The sequence below is a fragment of the Thermococcus sp. genome (assembly GCF_027063845.1).
Taxonomy (GTDB): Archaea; Methanobacteriota_B; Thermococci; order Thermococcales; family Thermococcaceae; genus Thermococcus.
This window is the reverse complement of record NZ_JAMOQU010000065.1, coordinates 17,233-32,115: the sequence shown is the minus strand read 5'-3', so window position 1 is coordinate 32,115 and position 14,883 is coordinate 17,233. Positions and strand designations below refer to the sequence as shown.

At 50.8% G+C, this 14,883-nt stretch carries 15 protein-coding genes, 1 tRNA gene, 1 pseudogene and 1 CRISPR repeat array; of the genes and pseudogenes, 5 read left to right on the top strand and 12 right to left on the bottom strand.

Annotation, left to right across the window (positions count from 1 at the left end):
- Window positions 1–306, bottom strand: a pseudogene (locus MVO87_RS04360) (ZIP family metal transporter); the annotation flags it as partial.
- Window positions 307–376: 70 nt separating this feature from the next.
- Here MVO87_RS04360 and MVO87_RS04355 point away from each other — a divergent pair.
- Entirely contained in the window at window positions 377–793 is a 417-nt protein-coding gene (locus MVO87_RS04355) for an RNA-binding domain-containing protein (RefSeq protein WP_042691788.1), read from the top strand.
- 467 nt (window positions 794–1,260) lie between these two features.
- Window positions 1,261–2,562: direct repeats of the CRISPR family, unit length 30 nt; unit sequence GTTGCAATAAGACTCGAGGAGAATTGAAAG.
- A 12-nt stretch (window positions 2,563–2,574) separates the two neighbouring features.
- Here MVO87_RS04355 and MVO87_RS04350 read toward each other — a convergent pair.
- From MVO87_RS04350 to MVO87_RS04330, 5 genes are read right to left on the bottom strand one after another with little or no spacing between them, the layout of a single operon-like run.
- A complete protein-coding gene (locus MVO87_RS04350; RefSeq protein ID WP_297514866.1) occupies window positions 2,575–3,849 on the bottom strand; it encodes an ABC transporter permease in 1,275 nt (424 codons plus the stop codon).
- Complete coding sequence (locus MVO87_RS04345) at window positions 3,846–4,601, bottom strand: ABC transporter ATP-binding protein (protein WP_297514872.1); 756 nt, start codon at window positions 4,599–4,601, stop codon at window positions 3,846–3,848. The genes MVO87_RS04350 and MVO87_RS04345 overlap by 4 nt, the downstream gene beginning before the upstream one ends.
- Window positions 4,591–4,800, bottom strand: a complete 210-nt coding sequence (relB, locus tag MVO87_RS04340; protein WP_297514863.1) for a type II toxin-antitoxin system RelB family anti-toxin — start codon at window positions 4,798–4,800, stop codon at window positions 4,591–4,593. The genes MVO87_RS04345 and relB overlap by 11 nt, the downstream gene beginning before the upstream one ends.
- On the bottom strand, window positions 4,800–5,165 hold the full coding sequence (locus MVO87_RS04335; RefSeq protein ID WP_297514861.1) for a DUF2178 domain-containing protein: 366 nt from the start codon (window positions 5,163–5,165) through the stop codon (window positions 4,800–4,802). Before MVO87_RS04335 ends, relB begins: the two co-directional genes overlap by 1 nt.
- Entirely contained in the window at window positions 5,166–5,549 is a 384-nt protein-coding gene (locus MVO87_RS04330; protein WP_297514859.1) for a DUF2178 domain-containing protein, read from the bottom strand.
- A 102-nt stretch (window positions 5,550–5,651) separates the two neighbouring features.
- Here MVO87_RS04330 and MVO87_RS04325 point away from each other — a divergent pair.
- Window positions 5,652–5,739, top strand: a tRNA-Leu gene (locus MVO87_RS04325).
- Window positions 5,740–6,285: 546 nt separating this feature from the next.
- On the top strand, window positions 6,286–6,534 hold the full coding sequence (locus MVO87_RS04320) for a hypothetical protein (protein ID WP_297514855.1): 249 nt from the start codon (window positions 6,286–6,288) through the stop codon (window positions 6,532–6,534).
- A 58-nt stretch (window positions 6,535–6,592) separates the two neighbouring features.
- Here the strand turns inward: MVO87_RS04320 and MVO87_RS04315 are convergent, their stop codons facing one another.
- A complete protein-coding gene (locus MVO87_RS04315; protein WP_297514853.1) occupies window positions 6,593–7,024 on the bottom strand; it encodes a CoA-binding protein in 432 nt (143 codons plus the stop codon).
- 57 nt (window positions 7,025–7,081) lie between these two features.
- On the opposite strand from MVO87_RS04315, the gene MVO87_RS04310 reads away from it, so the two are divergent.
- Entirely contained in the window at window positions 7,082–7,522 is a 441-nt protein-coding gene (locus MVO87_RS04310; protein WP_297514850.1) for a hypothetical protein, read from the top strand.
- On the opposite strand, the gene MVO87_RS04305 is transcribed toward MVO87_RS04310, so the two are convergent.
- From MVO87_RS04305 to MVO87_RS04295, 3 genes are all read right to left on the bottom strand, one after another.
- Entirely contained in the window at window positions 7,479–7,889 is a 411-nt protein-coding gene (locus tag MVO87_RS04305) for an NfeD family protein (RefSeq protein ID WP_297552332.1), read from the bottom strand. The genes MVO87_RS04310 and MVO87_RS04305 overlap by 44 nt on opposite strands.
- Window positions 7,844–8,515 carry a M48 family metallopeptidase gene (locus tag MVO87_RS04300; protein WP_297514519.1) on the bottom strand — a complete coding sequence of 224 codons (672 nt, stop codon included), beginning with the start codon at window positions 8,513–8,515 and terminating at the stop codon, window positions 7,844–7,846. The genes MVO87_RS04305 and MVO87_RS04300 overlap by 46 nt, the downstream gene beginning before the upstream one ends.
- Window positions 8,516–8,742: 227 nt before the next feature.
- Window positions 8,743–9,372 (bottom strand): diacylglycerol/polyprenol kinase family protein, encoded by a 630-nt coding sequence (locus MVO87_RS04295; protein WP_297514516.1) that lies wholly within the window; start codon window positions 9,370–9,372, stop codon window positions 8,743–8,745.
- A gap of 90 nt (window positions 9,373–9,462) precedes the next feature.
- On the opposite strand from MVO87_RS04295, the gene MVO87_RS04290 reads away from it, so the two are divergent.
- Complete coding sequence (locus MVO87_RS04290; RefSeq protein ID WP_297514513.1) at window positions 9,463–10,176, top strand: hypothetical protein; 714 nt, start codon at window positions 9,463–9,465, stop codon at window positions 10,174–10,176.
- On the opposite strand, the gene MVO87_RS04285 is transcribed toward MVO87_RS04290, so the two are convergent.
- Both MVO87_RS04285 and MVO87_RS04280 read right to left on the bottom strand, forming a co-directional pair.
- Window positions 10,100–10,378 carry an MOFRL family protein gene (locus tag MVO87_RS04285; RefSeq protein WP_342765099.1) on the bottom strand — a complete coding sequence of 93 codons (279 nt, stop codon included), beginning with the start codon at window positions 10,376–10,378 and terminating at the stop codon, window positions 10,100–10,102. The genes MVO87_RS04290 and MVO87_RS04285 overlap by 77 nt on opposite strands.
- A 439-nt stretch (window positions 10,379–10,817) precedes the next feature.
- Window positions 10,818–14,738: a cellulase family glycosylhydrolase gene (locus MVO87_RS04280; RefSeq protein WP_297514510.1), complete on the bottom strand. Its 3,921-nt coding sequence runs from the start codon at window positions 14,736–14,738 to the stop codon at window positions 10,818–10,820.
- Between the last annotated feature and the right edge of the window lie 145 nt (window positions 14,739–14,883).

Below are 14,883 nucleotides of genomic sequence, written 5' to 3'. Positions count from 1 at the left end.
CCTGTCAACGGCGTAAATCAGCAGGACGCCGAGGGCTATTCCCAGGGCTACGGGCGGAAACCCGGCGCTCTCTATTCCCGGCAGAATGAGCGAGGTGAACGAGGCTACAATCATAACCCCGGCCGCGAAGCTGAGCGAGAAGTCAACGCCCTCAGCCGGGAGCTTTTTCGCGAAAAGCGCCACCATCGCTCCGAGCGACGTCATGAGCGCGACGAATAGGCCCGCGTAGAAGGACACCCATATCAGGCTCCCCCTGCTGAGCTCGAGGAGGTACTTAGCGAGTCCCTCGATGAAGCCTTCTAACATATTTCGGCCACCCTAATTATCTGGGCGGTTGGGTTTATAAGCCTTCTTTCGACCTTAGCCCGGTGAGAGCATGGAGGAGCTGTTTGAGGAAGTCGAGCTTGAGGCGTACGTTTATCCGACCGAGGACATCGAGAAGGTAAAGAGGGCCATGCTGAACCTCGTGCCCGATTTGGAGTTCGAGGTCTTTGACCGGGGCGATTACGTAATACTCACGGGAAAGACGAGGAGCAGGAAAGCTCTCAGCAGGCTCTACGAGCTGTTCAGAGGGCAGGCGATACTCGACACCGCGCGCTCCTTCCTCGAGGAGGGCTACTTCGGCGAGGAGATAATCGTCAAGGTGAACAAGCAGGCGGCCTACGCGGGAGTTGTGAACTTCAACGAGGAGAGCCCGCTCGGCCCGATAACGATAATAATCCGCACGAAGAACCCGAGGAAGCTCATGAAGTGGCTCGCCCCGAGAACGAAGGACGGCGTGCCGATTGAGTGATACTCTGATGAGTGCTGTTCTCCACAATTTTTCGGTTTGCTTTGACCTTCCTTTGGCGGGTGCCCTTACAGGTCCGCCTCGGAAATCGATTTTTGTGGTTATGTAGACGTAACTTATTGGAACAATTTTGTTGGTCTGTGTAACGAAGTATTTTCGAACATTCCGAATGATACTCTCTCGTCGCCTGAACGACAATAAAACCTGCCTAAATTGGATTGTTTTTGGAAAAAACGCAGGATAGCCGTTAAATAACCCAACAAAGGTTGATGACCCCTCGGGAAATCGCGGTAAGTTATTCCTCTGACTGGGAGGAGCGCCAATCAGGGTTGTTCGCACTTGTGGAAGTGCCCATCGAGCGGTTTGGACAAGCCACAAAAGGCCCAGGGTTAAAGCCCAATTTCCAGAAAGGCTTAAATATTGGGAGGCCCTTCTTCCTTTGTTAGGCGAAAGAATGAATTTCGCGCCCGGTTGCAATAAGACTCGAGGAGAATTGAAAGTCATACTCCACCAGGGCATAGTAGTAGATAGCATCCCCGTTGCAATAAGACTCGAGGAGAATTGAAAGTTATAGAGAGGAAGGTAGCGGACGGTTTCTTTTCCGGGTTGCAATAAGACTCGAGGAGAATTGAAAGTTTGGCTAATCGGTGGTTTCTTTCTTTTGGATAGCCGTTGCAATAAGACTCGAGGAGAATTGAAAGAGGTCCTGGGCATAGTAGCCAATAGCCAACAAAATAAGTTGCAATAAGACTCGAGGAGAATTGAAAGGAGAACACCATAAGAACGACCTTTCCCAGGCCCCAGAGGTTGCAATAAGACTCGAGGAGAATTGAAAGGAGGGTTAGCTTTGAGTTTCTCGAAAAGTCCAGGACGGTTGCAATAAGACTCGAGGAGAATTGAAAGTAATAGGCCTGGAGCATAGCGTTATAGTAGTAATCGCGTTGCAATAAGACTCGAGGAGAATTGAAAGTTGTTCTCAACGTCCGAGTGAACCTTAGACCATTGGAGGTTGCAATAAGACTCGAGGAGAATTGAAAGGATGATTACGTTATTATGGCCTCCTCCCAGGTCTCGGGTTGCAATAAGACTCGAGGAGAATTGAAAGTTCTACTCATGAGAGAGTAGGTTATGAAACTCAGAGCGTTGCAATAAGACTCGAGGAGAATTGAAAGCTTTTTCCATGAGAGAAAGGGCAAGGTCGAGGTACTTGTTGCAATAAGACTCGAGGAGAATTGAAAGGCGCTCTTGGCCATAGGGGGCCTTGTCTTTGCCCCCGTTGCAATAAGACTCGAGGAGAATTGAAAGAGTGTATTTGTTACACTTCCCCTTAAAAGTCTTTCGAGTTGCAATAAGACTCGAGGAGAATTGAAAGCAGCGACGGCCACGTCCGGGTCTGTCCCGTCGCCCCGTTGCAATAAGACTCGAGGAGAATTGAAAGAATAGTGATTTGCCCCCAGACGATTACATCCCGCCTGGTTGCAATAAGACTCGAGGAGAATTGAAAGGGAGTGGCCCGGTTCAAAAGCTCGGAAACGTCGAAAAGGTTGCAATAAGACTCGAGGAGAATTGAAAGAACACCACCAAGAGCGCCCGCGACGGTGCTTTTGAAGTTGCAATAAGACTCGAGGAGAATTGAAAGACGAGTGGCTGAGGGCAACAACGGAGAGGATTAGGGGTTGCAATAAGACTCGAGGAGAATTGAAAGGCTCGATGGCAAAAAAAAGAAAGGGCGCGTTATTCCAGTTGCAATAAGACTCGAGGAGAATTAGAAAAGAAAACCCCGCTCACTCTCTCCCCTTCTGCCTTCCCCATCCGAGCCTTGCGGTCAGGATTTTCTCGCTGGCGAAGACCCTCGCGGTTACGTAGAGCGTTGCACCGGCGACAATGGCGAGGTAAGCTATGCTAGCGCCGAGGGCAGTGTAGTCTTTTGCTATGAGGTAGCGGTAGTCCACGACCGGGTGGGTGAAGGGGCTGGCGAGGAGCAGGTACTTCCAGAGGGCCGAGAGCTGGCTAATATCAACGAACATCAAGACGAACGACGGAAAGGCGAGGGGCAGTATGACCGAGCTGACCACCGTGTTTGCGCTCTGGACGTCCTCGGCGAAGACAGCTAATAGCATCGCGAGGCTCAGCGAAAAGGCTATCGTCAGGAAGACAACGACGCCGAAGAGTGCCAGCCCAGCGGGGGTTATCGAGAGACCGAGTTCACTCAGCGAAACGCCCGTCTCTCCAAAGCCCGCCATGTACTGCCTGAGGCCAATCATATAAGCTAAGGCCGCTATGACGCCCATCACGGCCGTTCCAGTTATCTTCGATGCCACAATCGTCGTCCTTCTCACCGGGAGCGTCAGGAGCGTCTCAAGGGTTTTGTTCTCCTTTTCGCTCGCCACAACCCCCGCCGACATCTGGGATGTTATCATGACCATCAGGAAGACTATGAGGGGCAGTCCGTAAGACTGGGAAGCCAGAACCTGCGAGACAACCGTTGGGGGAACGTCAACGATTCTGCCAAGGAGGTACGACTTGCTCTCCGCCCTTATCGGGTGCAGAACCGCGTCCGGATTCTTCGCGCCGAGTTCCCGAACCTTGAGCTTCGCTATCTCCTCCGAGAGAACGTTTATCACGGCGTTAATTCTGCCCTCGCTCACGCTCTCCCGCATCCCTGAGCCAATCTCCTTGAAGACCCCGTATATCTGGACCGTCGCGGCTTCATCGGACTCAATGCTCTCGCTGAAGTTGTGGGGAATCACGACCAGGACGTTTTGATTCTCCTGGAGTGCCTTTCTCAATGCGTCGTCAACCGAACCTGCGCTTATGACGGTTATCGTGACGTTGGGGGTGACGTTTAGGGCCTTTATCAGCAACTCGCCGTACTTTCCATCGTCGAAGTTAACTATCGCAACGTGCGTTTCCTTCGTCGCGCTTTCAAACCCGAACTGCATCATCTTTCCAAGGGCGGGGTAGACGATTAGGGGCACGATTATGAGGCCAAATATCAACTTTCTGTCCCGCATCAGGTTCTTTATCTCCTTCTTGGCCAGAACGAGAAAATCGCTCATGAGCCCTCACCCCCGACCGGCTCCGGGATGCTCACGCCGATGGACCTCATGAAGACCTCCTCGAGGTTCTCGGCGCCGTATTTGGTTTTCAGCTCCTCCGGCGTTCCAGTTTCCACGATTCTTCCATCGGCAATCATGGCAACGCGGTCGCAGAGGAACTCGACCTCAAGCATGTTGTGGCTTGAAATCAGGAACGTCGTTCCTTCGCTCCTCGCGAAGCGCCTTATTGTCTTTCTAATCTCGTAGGCGTTCACTATGTCAAGCCCGCTCGCCGGCTCGTCGAGGATTGCCAGCTTCGGCCTCACCATTAGGGCCCTCGCTATCAACAGCTTGCGCGTCATTCCCTTGGAGTACGTTGAGACCTTGTCGTCGAGCCTCTCCCCCAGACCGGAGAGCTCAACGCCGAGCTGGAGCATCTCCCGGGCTTTCCGCTCGTCTTTGGCGTAAAGCCTCGCCATGAACTCCAGGTACTCCCTCCCGGTGAGGTTTTTGTAGGCTCCCGCCTCCTCGGGCAGATAACTTATTAATGTCCTGACCCTATCAGCTTCCTTAACGACGTCGTAGCCCCCTATCCTCACCGTTCCACCGGTTGGCTTTAGCAGGGTAGCGAGGATTTTGAGGGTCGTGCTCTTTCCCGCTCCGTTCGGCCCGATGAGACCGAAGATTTCGCCCTCCCGGATGGAGAAGCTTATCCCCTTGAGGGCCTTGACTTTTCCGTAATCCTTCTCAAGGTTCTCAACCTCAACGAGCATTTTCATCACCCTTGTAGATGAATATGTCCTCGATTTTAACGCCGAAGAACCGCGCTATCTTGAAGGCCAGCCTTAGGGAGGGGTCGTATTTCCCTTTCTCAATCGCAATAATCGTCTGCCTCGTAACCCCCAAGGCCTTTGCGAGCTCTTCTTGAGTTAGTCCTCTCGCCTCCCTCAGCTCGCGCAACCTGTTGCGCATCACATCACCCTCTCGTAGTAGGCTTTCAGAATTACCGCGGCCAGAACGCCTGCAAGCAGGGGTAAAATGAGCCACTTGGAAAGCAGAACTGCCGTTTTGTAGTCGTGGCCGGCGAGCCATATCAGCTCGTAGCCGAAGACCACGAGACCAATCCCCATTCCGTTGTAGATGCTTTTCATGGTTATCAGCTCTGTCCTCTCGTCGGTTATTGGTTCCCTCTTGTTGTACCATTTCATGAGGAGCCACGTTCCGAGCCAGACGAGGGTGAAAAAAAGCCAGCTCAGGTAAGTATTGGTTCGCGAGTAATAGCTCATCAACAACATCGTCGCGAGGAGAAACAGGAGGTGGCTTGTTCTGAATTCCATTCACATCACCCGCGAGTAGTAGTGTCTGAACAGAAGGTGGAGCATCAACATGACTGCCAGAACGAGGCCGACCGCTATGAAGGCACCTTCCATCTTCGGATTTGAGCTTTTTCCCGATAGAACAAGCAGGGTGATTGCAAGGCCGAGGCTTGTCACCTGGAGGGTTCTTCTGGAAGCAATCTCGTTTATTCGTAGAGTTCTCTCGTCTTTAAGAACAAGGCCTCTCTTTTCGAGGTGGGAGAAATAGAGATTAACCAAAATCGCGGTCAGGACGAAGGCGGCTATCGCATATTCGCTTTTTCCTGAAGTGGTAGCCCATCCAACGACCCAGCCTAGGGCCATAACCGCGAGGAGCGCTGGTAGTAAAGCCTTGTTATCTTCCATCACTTTCACCATGTAAAGTTTCCTTTACGTAAAGCTTCCTTTACATCCTTATAAGGCTTTCCCCTCAAAGCTTTTAAAGGTGGAGTGAAAACTCACTTCCGCGCGGGGGTAGCCGAGCCTGGCCAAAGGCGCGGGATTTAGGGTCCCGTCCCGTAGGGGTTCCCGGGTTCAAATCCCGGCCCCCGCACCAGAAACTTTTGCCAAGCAAAAGTTTCATCAAAGTTCGTGATTCCTTTTGAGTTGCTGTTCTTTGGGTGGATTTCTTCTTGATTGCTCCTGTGGAAAGGTGAATTTCTCTTAGAGCGTCTTTTAGCGGGGGGTTCAAGGGTTTTTGCGCTCCTTTGGAGCGCGGTTCAAGTAGAACCCGCGTGAAAGAGGGCGTATCTTTAAAAAATTCAACCTTCAAGGGTCAGTTTAGAGTTTAAAATCCCTTTGTAGAGGAGCCTCAAGGGAGAATCACGAGCTTTTGGTGAAGCTTTTGAAAAAAGCTTCCCTCGCAAGCGCTGGCGGAAGAGTAAGTGCTTTTTTGAAGTGCAATTCTTAGAAGTGGTTCCTATCAACCTCAACTTTTAGATGTCCCCATGGGATACATCGTTTCAGGCCCTTACCCTGTTGAAATGCTGGTTTTGCGATGCGATAGTCAGATGCATGATTATTCCCGTGTATAGTGTTATCTTAAGTTCGTATCATCGAAAAGGTTATCTATCCGTGAAGTTGCCCCTATACTGGTGGTGCTATGGATTTCGCACTCTTCATGGAACGGTACGTGTACAGGGCCCTCTGGTATCTGGGAATTGGGCTGATAATTGCCATTCCCATCGCCATCTGGTACGAACTCAAGTCTGGGGCCTTCTACACACAATCCGAGGCCACGTTCTTCATCGCCCTGTTCGTGATTGTGTCAATTATCGCGGTGAAATTCGGCGGATTTATGGGTAGGTTGAGGAAGATGGTATATCCCTGGTGGCACTACCTTAGAAAATGACCCCCGCTATTCTTTCTTTCGAAGTTGGTGCCATCTTTCGCAGACTTTTCCAGTTTCTTCATTCTCCAACAAGCCTCGCGTGCTCCTGCTTGATACAGCGGTGGGCGACAGCGATAAGGCCCGCTTCCCTCGCCCTTCTGAAGGCCTCTCCGTCGTATGTTTCGAACTGGAACCAGACAACTTTCGCCCCCTTCTTTATCGCCTGCTCAACGTAGTCCCTCGCGAACTCCGGGCGAACGAAGAGGTCAACTATCTCGACCTCGTCGGGAATGTCGAGAACGCTCGGGTAGCACTTCCGCCCGAGGACTTCAGAGTAGCGGGGGTTGACGGGATAGACCTCGTAGCCCTTCTCAAGGAGATAGCGCATGACGTCGTTCGCATCGCGCTCGGGCTTTGGGGAAGCTCCAACGAGAGCTATCTTCCGGTACTTCGTCAGAATCTCCCTCACGTCATCGTCGGTCAGCCCGTCAACGGGGGTTACCCTAACCATCGTATCACCACCATAGGTTTGGGAAGGTGTTTAAAGCCCTAACGAGAACCCACCATGATGGCCATGCTCTACGAGGAAACGCTTTATTCCAAGTGGATAATTGCCCTGCTCGTCCCCCCTATAATAGGCATGTCAATCGGCCTCTATGCGAGCTTCGCCACCGGGCAGGGCGTCCTCATAATGACCGTTGCAACGGCCCTCACGATAGCGGTAATCCTTGAGGCGATGGCTTTCAGAGTGAGGGTTTACGAGGAGGGAATCTTCCTCAGCGGTTTCCTTGGCCTCTTCATCAGAAAAACGGTTAGGGTTGACGAAATCGAGTGGTTCGCGGTCAGGGAAGGCTGGATGAGCTGTCCGGCGAAGATTCACTTCATCCTTCCTGCAAAGGCCTGCGTCTACATCAAGCGAAAGAAGGGCTGGGACGTTTCGTTCTCGACCAATCGCCCGGAGGAAATTACTGAGGTTCTTCGCTCGCTGGGAGTTCAACGAGGAGCTTAGTCCCCTCAATTCCCACGACCCTGACCTTCTCCCCCCTCCTCGCGGTTCCGTGAAGGCACTCCGCGCGCCAGAGCTCGCCGTCGAGCTTTACACTCCCTTCCGGCGAGAGGTCCTCAACAACCATAGCAGTTCTGCCGACGAGCGATTCTGGCCCGGTCTGAGGCCGTTTTTCGAGCCCGCCTCTAAGAACATATGGAGCAATCAAAACGTCCTTGACGATGAGAACTCCTAAAATCAGCCCAATAATGAGGACCGGCACTTCTATCCCGAGGGCGGGCAGAACAACGAGAAGGAAAACGCCAACGATTATCTCGTCCGCTATCAACGCGATGAGCTTGAGCAGTCTTGCTCCCTTCCCTCCAGCCATCTCCACCCCTCGTTGACCTCAATTACTCCCCACCAGCGCCTCAGCTCCCGTCTCGCGGTTCCATAGTCCGGATAAAACCGCCCCACGAGCCTCCAGAAAGCCTTGGAGTGGTTGAGGTAGCGCAGGTGGGCGAGCTCGTGGATTACGACGTATTCGATGAGTTTCTCGGGTAAAGCCACGAGGCGGAGGTTGAAGCTCAGGTTTCCCCTGCTCGAACAGCTCGCCCACTTCGTCCTCTGGTTCCTGATGTAGATTTTGCCGGGGGAAACACCCATCAGAACGGAGTAGAGGGCGACGAGCGCCGTTACCCTGTCCCGCAGGAGCTCCTTCAGGGCCTTCCGCGCCCGTTCGCGCTCGGCCGGGAGGATTAGCTTGCCGTCCCTGAGCTCAACTTTCCGAACGTTCCCCAGCTCAAGCCTGTAGAACTCGCCGAAGAACGGGAAGCCCCTCGCAGATTCCCTCCTTACCTCCTCAAGCTCCCTCAGCCGGTTGCTAAGCCATCTCTCGTGCTTTTTGATGAACGCCTCCACATCAAAGCCCCTCGGCGCCGTCACGACGATTCTCCCGTCGGGCTTGATTTCGAGCCTCGCATAGCGGACGGGCCGGTGCCGAACCTCGACTTCCATGTGACCACCTTTAATGAGTGGTCCCTACCCGTGCTTATGAAGGTTGAGGTCATAAAGCGGAATTTCGGGAAACGCTCCGCTCCGAGTTCCCCGAAAGCTATAGCGTTCTAACCAGCGAGGAGCTCTTCAGGGCCTTCATCTCGGAGCTCCGCGACGGGGTTCGCTCGCTGGGGATAAAAACGGAGAGCATAGAGACGCACTTTAGAGGGGGTTTTGTGGGTGTTTAATCACCAAGTCACCGACAGCAGGGGCCCGCCGTAGGCGAGCCACAGGAGGAAAGCTGTCGCGAAGGGAACCGTGAACTCATCGTAGGCCGAGCGGAGGGGAAGGCTCTCAAGGGCAGTCGCGACGAGGGCTACACCGGCGATAAGGCTCCAGCTCGGGTTGAGCGAGAGAACCCTGTGGGCACCCCAGAGGGCCAGAACTGAAACGGTGAACATCGTTGCGCTTCCGATTAGGGTCTTCCGCGGGTTCCAGGGAATCCTCGGTCCACCGAGGGCCTGGCCGACTATGGCGTTGAAGCAGTCGCCGAAGGTCGAGACCCATAGGGCCGAGAGCGCCACGAGCTTCGGAAAGACCGTGCAGATAATCCCCATCGTCACCCAGAAGAGGAAGCTCCCGAGGAAGTTGTCGCGCTCGTCTTCCCTCGCCATCGTCCGGTAGCTGAGCTCCGCTATCGGAACGGTGAACTTCCAGCCGCGGAGGAGCTTGAGGTGCTGGAGCGTGTAAAGGAAAGCCAGCGACCAGACCACGAGCAGGGTAACCCATCTCGGCGTGAAGAGTATTATCGGCGCCCCGAGGATTCCTGGCGAAACGTGCCAGAGCTTTCTTATTAGCTCCCTTTTGTTCAAGCCCATGATTCCACCCTAATATCGTCGGGCTTGGAGTATTTATCGGTTTTTCCCGCCTATCGTTAACTATAAAAAGGGATAATCCAACGGACACACATGCGAGTAACGTTTGAGCGCGTAGTGGTCGTTGAGGGAAGCCCCGAAAAGCTCGAAAAGTTCCTCGGGGAGAACACATTCGTTTACTGGGTTAAAGGACCCAACTGGGAAGTATGGAGCCTTGCGCCGGACTTTATCCGGGAGCGCTACGAGGAGCACTTTTATCTGGTGGACTTCGAGGGGGAGAGCTTCCTTCTTGCTTCCACAGTCCATCTAAAGCTTCCCGTTCTCGGCAACCGCGTCGCTCGGTTTGAAGGAAAGAGAAAGGCCGTAGCGAGGAGGGTTAAGCTTCACCTCATTGACCCCTTTAGGAGAATTTTAATGCTTCAAAAAAGCGGAAACGTGGGCATCGGCAGGGTCTTTTATCTGGCCTTAGTATACGCCCTCTTTGCATGGCTTAACCCTTATCTCCTGCTCGTCATTGTTCCGATAACTCTTTTAGAGTTTGTTCCGGGTAGCGAGAAAGTTGTGATGAGGGAAGGCGAGTATGTTAAGGTGTTCTCAAGGGACAGAAGGGCAGTTTTTGCCAGAGAGTTTCTGCTGGGGACGTGGCTTCTTGTAATCGGTGTGGGAGCAACAATTTACCGCGCTTACCTTGGACAGGAAGACCCCGAGGAGGCAATATTCCTTGCGGCTCTCACCTTTGCCCTGGCCGTTGATGAGTATCGGCGTTTCCAAAAGCGCCGGCGGTGGATTCTCCAACAACCGCTATGACCATCGAGTTCACGTTCGTCCCGGTTGGGCCGGTCTTGAGAAGCGCACCGACCCTTTCGAGGGCGCGGTAGCTGTCGTGGTTTCTGAGGGCTTCCTCCACGTCAATGTTCGTCTCCTTAACTCTCCGCTGGTGGATTGTTGACGCCGATAGTGGCGAAAGTTTCCTCGTGAATGAAGGCCGCCAAAAAGTATTGGCTTCCACTGGGGGAGGAAGATTACCGAGTATTAGTCCAAATTCAAGAAGAGTGGAGCTAAAACGAGTGGGAAGCTCAAAAGAATGCACGAGAGGGTCAAACTCCAAACCTAACACTACCCCAACACTGCAGTCAGGCAAACAGTTAGGAAGCTCTATGATTTAGGAGTTTTAAAATCGTCGTCGGCTATCTTAAAGGCATGGCCAGAAACTTCAATAAAAGAGCAAAAAAACTTTCTCCTTTTCCAGGTCCAGCGGTTTAATTATGTCATTAAACTCTTGACTGAAGTGGCAGAAGAGTAGGGTATTTGGGTTTTGGTTATTGGCGAGGTTTTCATTTCTAAGCTTTGTTCCGTTTGCAGGAAGTCCCATAAAAAGCTCATACATGCCATTTTCCGAATAAGTAATTACTGTAGAACTCAAACTTAAGGAAAAGAAATAAAGAAGTTCAAACAATGGTGTAGTCTATTATCTCCGGGTACGGATTATCCCCTGCCTTTATTGCCTGGAAGCCAATTTCAATGCTCTGTCCAGGGGCTATAATGGAAGTACAATCAATGGGTTTAAGAATTATTGTTCCATCTCCAGCTTTTTCGAATGTTGCCCCCCAGATACTCACTATTTCGCTTGTCATTGAGAGTTTTATTTGCCATCCTGCAATGGGAGTATCTCCTATGTTAGTTATCTTTACCTTAAACACGAATCCATTGTTCCACTCGCTGTCCACATATCCTTGGATATCAAGCTTGGCGCTTTGAATTTCAGGCTTCCAAGTTGCAAGGACCTTTCCGTTGACTTTAAGAACAATCTCTTCCACGAGGGGACTGTTTCCTTTAGTTACAAAGCCGACACTTGCACTCGGCCCGAGGTTGTAGTCCTCTGCGGTCAGGACGATGTAGTTCCCTTCTCTTCCGATGACCTTGGCTCCCCATGAGTCTACTATAGTGCCATTGGAAATCTTGACAAAAAGATTCCATCTTGAAGGCTCGTTGAGCATTATTGAGACGTCATATTGTGCACCCCCACCCCAGACGCTCTTCAACACCACGCTGATATTTCCTGAAGTTGCGTTTCCTATCTCCGCCTCATTTGAACCTTGATTTTGGTCTTCTTCGTTTGATATTGAGATATTAGTTAGCAGGGGCTCTTGGGAGTATTGCAATGTAAACTCGTTGAATGTCCAGTTCAGCTTTGCTGATTTTGTATCCGGACTTCCAAATTCGGTTCCGACCTCAACGTCTTCCAAGTAAAGGGATGAGTAGTCTTTAAGTGAGGTTATGTTCATTGCTACGCTTATGAACGGGCCGTAGGGTAGAGTTACGTTGCCTGCCTTAATGGGGGTCTTTATTCTGAACGCAATGTATTCCCAGCCAATGTTTCCTGTCCAGACCTCGAATGTAACGTTTTTTTCTTTTCCGTTGAGGAGGATTGGCACCATAATTTCACCCACTTTTGAACCAGCGGGCTGAAGGCCGTCGTAGTAGAGCCATATCATAAGCTCCTGTTCATCGGACTTTATCCCTGTTGAACGCCATTTATCTCTGGTTAACCATGATTCTATCGCCAAATCCACGGGAAGTCCTTTTTCATGGCTGAGATTGTAGCTCAGTGTAACGTAAAAGTTCTTTAGTTCACTAATCTTTCTTGGCAGGGGTACTGGACCATCGGTGGCATTGTAACTGTTCCAAGGCTTGTTGCCGTACCATATCTCTGGATATCCGTGCACCCAACCTCCCGCATTCTTTATCACAATGTTGGTCAGGTTCTGGGAGTAGTAAAGGACACCTTTTTCAATATCGTATCTCATAACAGCCTTCCCATCGGCACTCTGGATGTTCCACGGGTTTATTTCAATGACGTAGTCAGGGTTGCTGTTCCCATTCCTGTCTATATATGCAGTTGGCCACTGGCCATCATCTGGGTAGATAATGCTGATGGTCCTGTTGCTGGGTGAAGTGGGGTTTTCAGTTCCCCCTTCGCTTTCTGATGTTTGATTGCTACTATTGTTGGATTGAGTTCCTGACTCTTCCCCATTCTCGTTGCCTTGGTTCTCATTGGAGTTCTGAGACCCATTGCCGATGAGAGCTGAAAGGGATTCATACGTACTCTGCTCTCTTGGGGCGAGGACATAGTAGTACCTCTCAAGAGTCCAATCGACATGCACAGTGTCGGGGAACGATGTTATTCTGTTGGTGTATATTTCGGTTCCGAACTCCAATGACATGAGGTAATTGTTTTCCAGCGAGCCGTTTAGGTATTCATTGGCGAGCTCCAGGAAGTATGTGTAATCAAAGACCACGCTCGTGTTAACGTAGTTCTTGGTGGACTTGAAAGTAAGGAATCTCCACCCTGGGTCTGCAACAACGTCGTAAAGTTCGAACGTCTGGTTTATGATGCCCCCGTTCACTATCATCGGTACCTCAAACGTTGCTACTGGGCCCTTATCGTAACCGGCAGGGAAACCGCCATCCACATAAAGCTGGACCATTATCTCATAGTCCCCTTTTCCTGGGGCGCGGTTGTTGTTTGAATCCTTAAAGAGCCATGCTTCGAATGCAAAGTTGTTACCTGGAATGCCCTTTTCAAGTGTGTATTCGGTCGCCACAAGAATACGGGGTAATGCCTTAAATCCAAGGGGAAGCTGAAGCTCCGGGGCATTAATCGGTTGTCCTCCCCAAGGTTTACTGCCATAGATAACCTCATTATATGCCATCACATTGTAGGCGGGTCTCGTCTTTATGGTCCACCTGTTGTTCACGTGAAGAATTTCGTTTTCAATCCACATCCGCGACGTTCCGTTCCCTATTTTCTCAGGACTGTCTTTGTAAAGATCCTGCCATCCCCAAACGTTAGGATCTATTGTAGCATTTCCAATGTTCACGACTCCCCAGAGATTTGGAGTTCCCCAGACGCTTGAGGAACACTTGGTGCCATCACAGGTTACACTCGTAAAGATTCCATTGTATTGGGATGATGTTGGTAAGATGTTTATTATTTTAAATTCACTTTTAGTATTTTCCTTCGTGATGTTTGTGTTTCCGCTGCTTTCATTAATAAGTAGGTTGTTTGTAGTGGAGTTACTACTAGTACTTGAATTGCCTCCCGTGTTGTTGCTCTCACTGGAATTGTTAGGAGTTGAAGGTGCTGGCCTTCCTGAGCAGTAGTCCATTAACCGTTTCAAGTTCTCGTATTTGTCCTTCCAGATGTGAATCCAGTCATCCTGCAGAAGGCCTCCCGTGTCCCCGCTGTTGGGATTCCAGCTCCAGTAGAAGAAATCGCAGAAGCTGTTGTTTATCATCCAGTCTACGATAGTCTTCTGCCATATAACGTCCCTCTTATCTCCACCGTGTCCGTACTTTCCACCGAACTCACCTATTACAAGGGGGTACCCAAGCTCCATTTTAACGTAGCCAAAGTGGTGATACCAAATGTCTGGCATATTACTCGGGAAATCGCTCTCATCGAAGTATGGCTGGTCGTAAACGTCTGGACCGTAGACGTGGGGACTGTAAACCAGCTTGTCCCTCGGCAGGTTGACGGGGAAGTCTCTAACTGCCATGAGGTTTCCGCCCCACCAGGCGTTGTAGCCCCATTTGTAACTCCCATCCGTTTCCGGGTTTGTAAACTGGGTCCCTTCAACAAATATGAGCCAGTGAGGAGCAACATTGAGGATTGCCTTTCCAATCCTTTCGGCGGCGAGGTTCCAGTCCGTTGCGTTATTGCCCATACCCCAAGTAGCGCTTTTTCCATCGGTGTATGCATATGGGGCCTGACTTACACTATGAGGTTCGTTTTTGAGGTCAGCCCCAATAACGTTCCAGTACTTTCCGAACATTTGAGCGACTTTTATCCAGGTGTTTATGTAGTCTTCTTCACTAAACGAATCTGTATACCAGAGAGGTTCGATGTAGTTACATCCAATCCTATGAAAATCGAGGAGGACGAAAATTCCAAGCTCGCCAGCTTTCTGGATTATCTTTTCCATGATTTCGGGACTGCTTAGTCCTTTCAGGTCTGGATTTTTGGCATAATCGATACCAGTTGGCATCGTGTTTGGGTCAAGAGACTCGGGGCAGAATGGCAATCTTATAGCATTGAAACCAAGGGATTTTATCTGCTCAAGCATGTCAACCCAGTTCCTCGACCAGAGTCCATGGACAACGTGGTTTGGTGTTTCAAAGCCGAACCAGTTTACACCGTACAGGTGTATTGGCTTTTCTTCACCGCTTGTGAGGTTCACCATGTATATTGTGTCGCCTACAACCTTGTAGTAGACTTCCGGTCCCTCAGATGCTGAGACGCTTGCTCCATGAACACTGAACAACGAGAAAACCAACAGCAGGGCAATTAGACCTGCTTTTATTTTCATCAAGACACCTCCCTAGTGTTTTCAGTTCTTATAATGGGCCCAAAAATTTATAAATCTTGCTTCAAATTTGTAAATAATATATACAGTTTATATAACATGGCCAGCTTTTATAAGGAGAAATGCATGCCTTTTGTGGTGCAAACTC

Excerpts from the sequence above, each read along its gene's own strand:
- MVO87_RS04355 (WP_042691788.1), top strand. The coding sequence starts at position 377 with ATGGAGGAGCTGTTTGAGGAAGTCGAGCTTGAGGCGTACGTTTATCCG.
- MVO87_RS04350 (WP_297514866.1), bottom strand. The coding sequence starts at position 3,849 with ATGAGCGATTTTCTCGTTCTGGCCAAGAAGGAGATAAAGAACCTGATG.
- MVO87_RS04345 (WP_297514872.1), bottom strand. The coding sequence starts at position 4,601 with ATGCTCGTTGAGGTTGAGAACCTTGAGAAGGATTACGGAAAAGTCAAG.
- relB (WP_297514863.1), bottom strand. The coding sequence starts at position 4,800 with ATGCGCAACAGGTTGCGCGAGCTGAGGGAGGCGAGAGGACTAACTCAA.
- MVO87_RS04335 (WP_297514861.1), bottom strand. The coding sequence starts at position 5,165 with ATGGAATTCAGAACAAGCCACCTCCTGTTTCTCCTCGCGACGATGTTG.
- MVO87_RS04330 (WP_297514859.1), bottom strand. The coding sequence starts at position 5,549 with ATGGAAGATAACAAGGCTTTACTACCAGCGCTCCTCGCGGTTATGGCC.
- MVO87_RS04320 (WP_297514855.1), top strand. The coding sequence starts at position 6,286 with ATGGATTTCGCACTCTTCATGGAACGGTACGTGTACAGGGCCCTCTGG.
- MVO87_RS04315 (WP_297514853.1), bottom strand. The coding sequence starts at position 7,024 with ATGGTTAGGGTAACCCCCGTTGACGGGCTGACCGACGATGACGTGAGG.
- MVO87_RS04310 (WP_297514850.1), top strand. The coding sequence starts at position 7,082 with ATGGCCATGCTCTACGAGGAAACGCTTTATTCCAAGTGGATAATTGCC.
- MVO87_RS04305 (WP_297552332.1), bottom strand. The coding sequence starts at position 7,889 with ATGGCTGGAGGGAAGGGAGCAAGACTGCTCAAGCTCATCGCGTTGATA.
- MVO87_RS04300 (WP_297514519.1), bottom strand. The coding sequence starts at position 8,515 with ATGGAAGTCGAGGTTCGGCACCGGCCCGTCCGCTATGCGAGGCTCGAA.
- MVO87_RS04295 (WP_297514516.1), bottom strand. The coding sequence starts at position 9,372 with ATGGGCTTGAACAAAAGGGAGCTAATAAGAAAGCTCTGGCACGTTTCG.
- MVO87_RS04290 (WP_297514513.1), top strand. The coding sequence starts at position 9,463 with ATGCGAGTAACGTTTGAGCGCGTAGTGGTCGTTGAGGGAAGCCCCGAA.
- MVO87_RS04280 (WP_297514510.1), bottom strand. The coding sequence starts at position 14,738 with ATGAAAATAAAAGCAGGTCTAATTGCCCTGCTGTTGGTTTTCTCGTTG.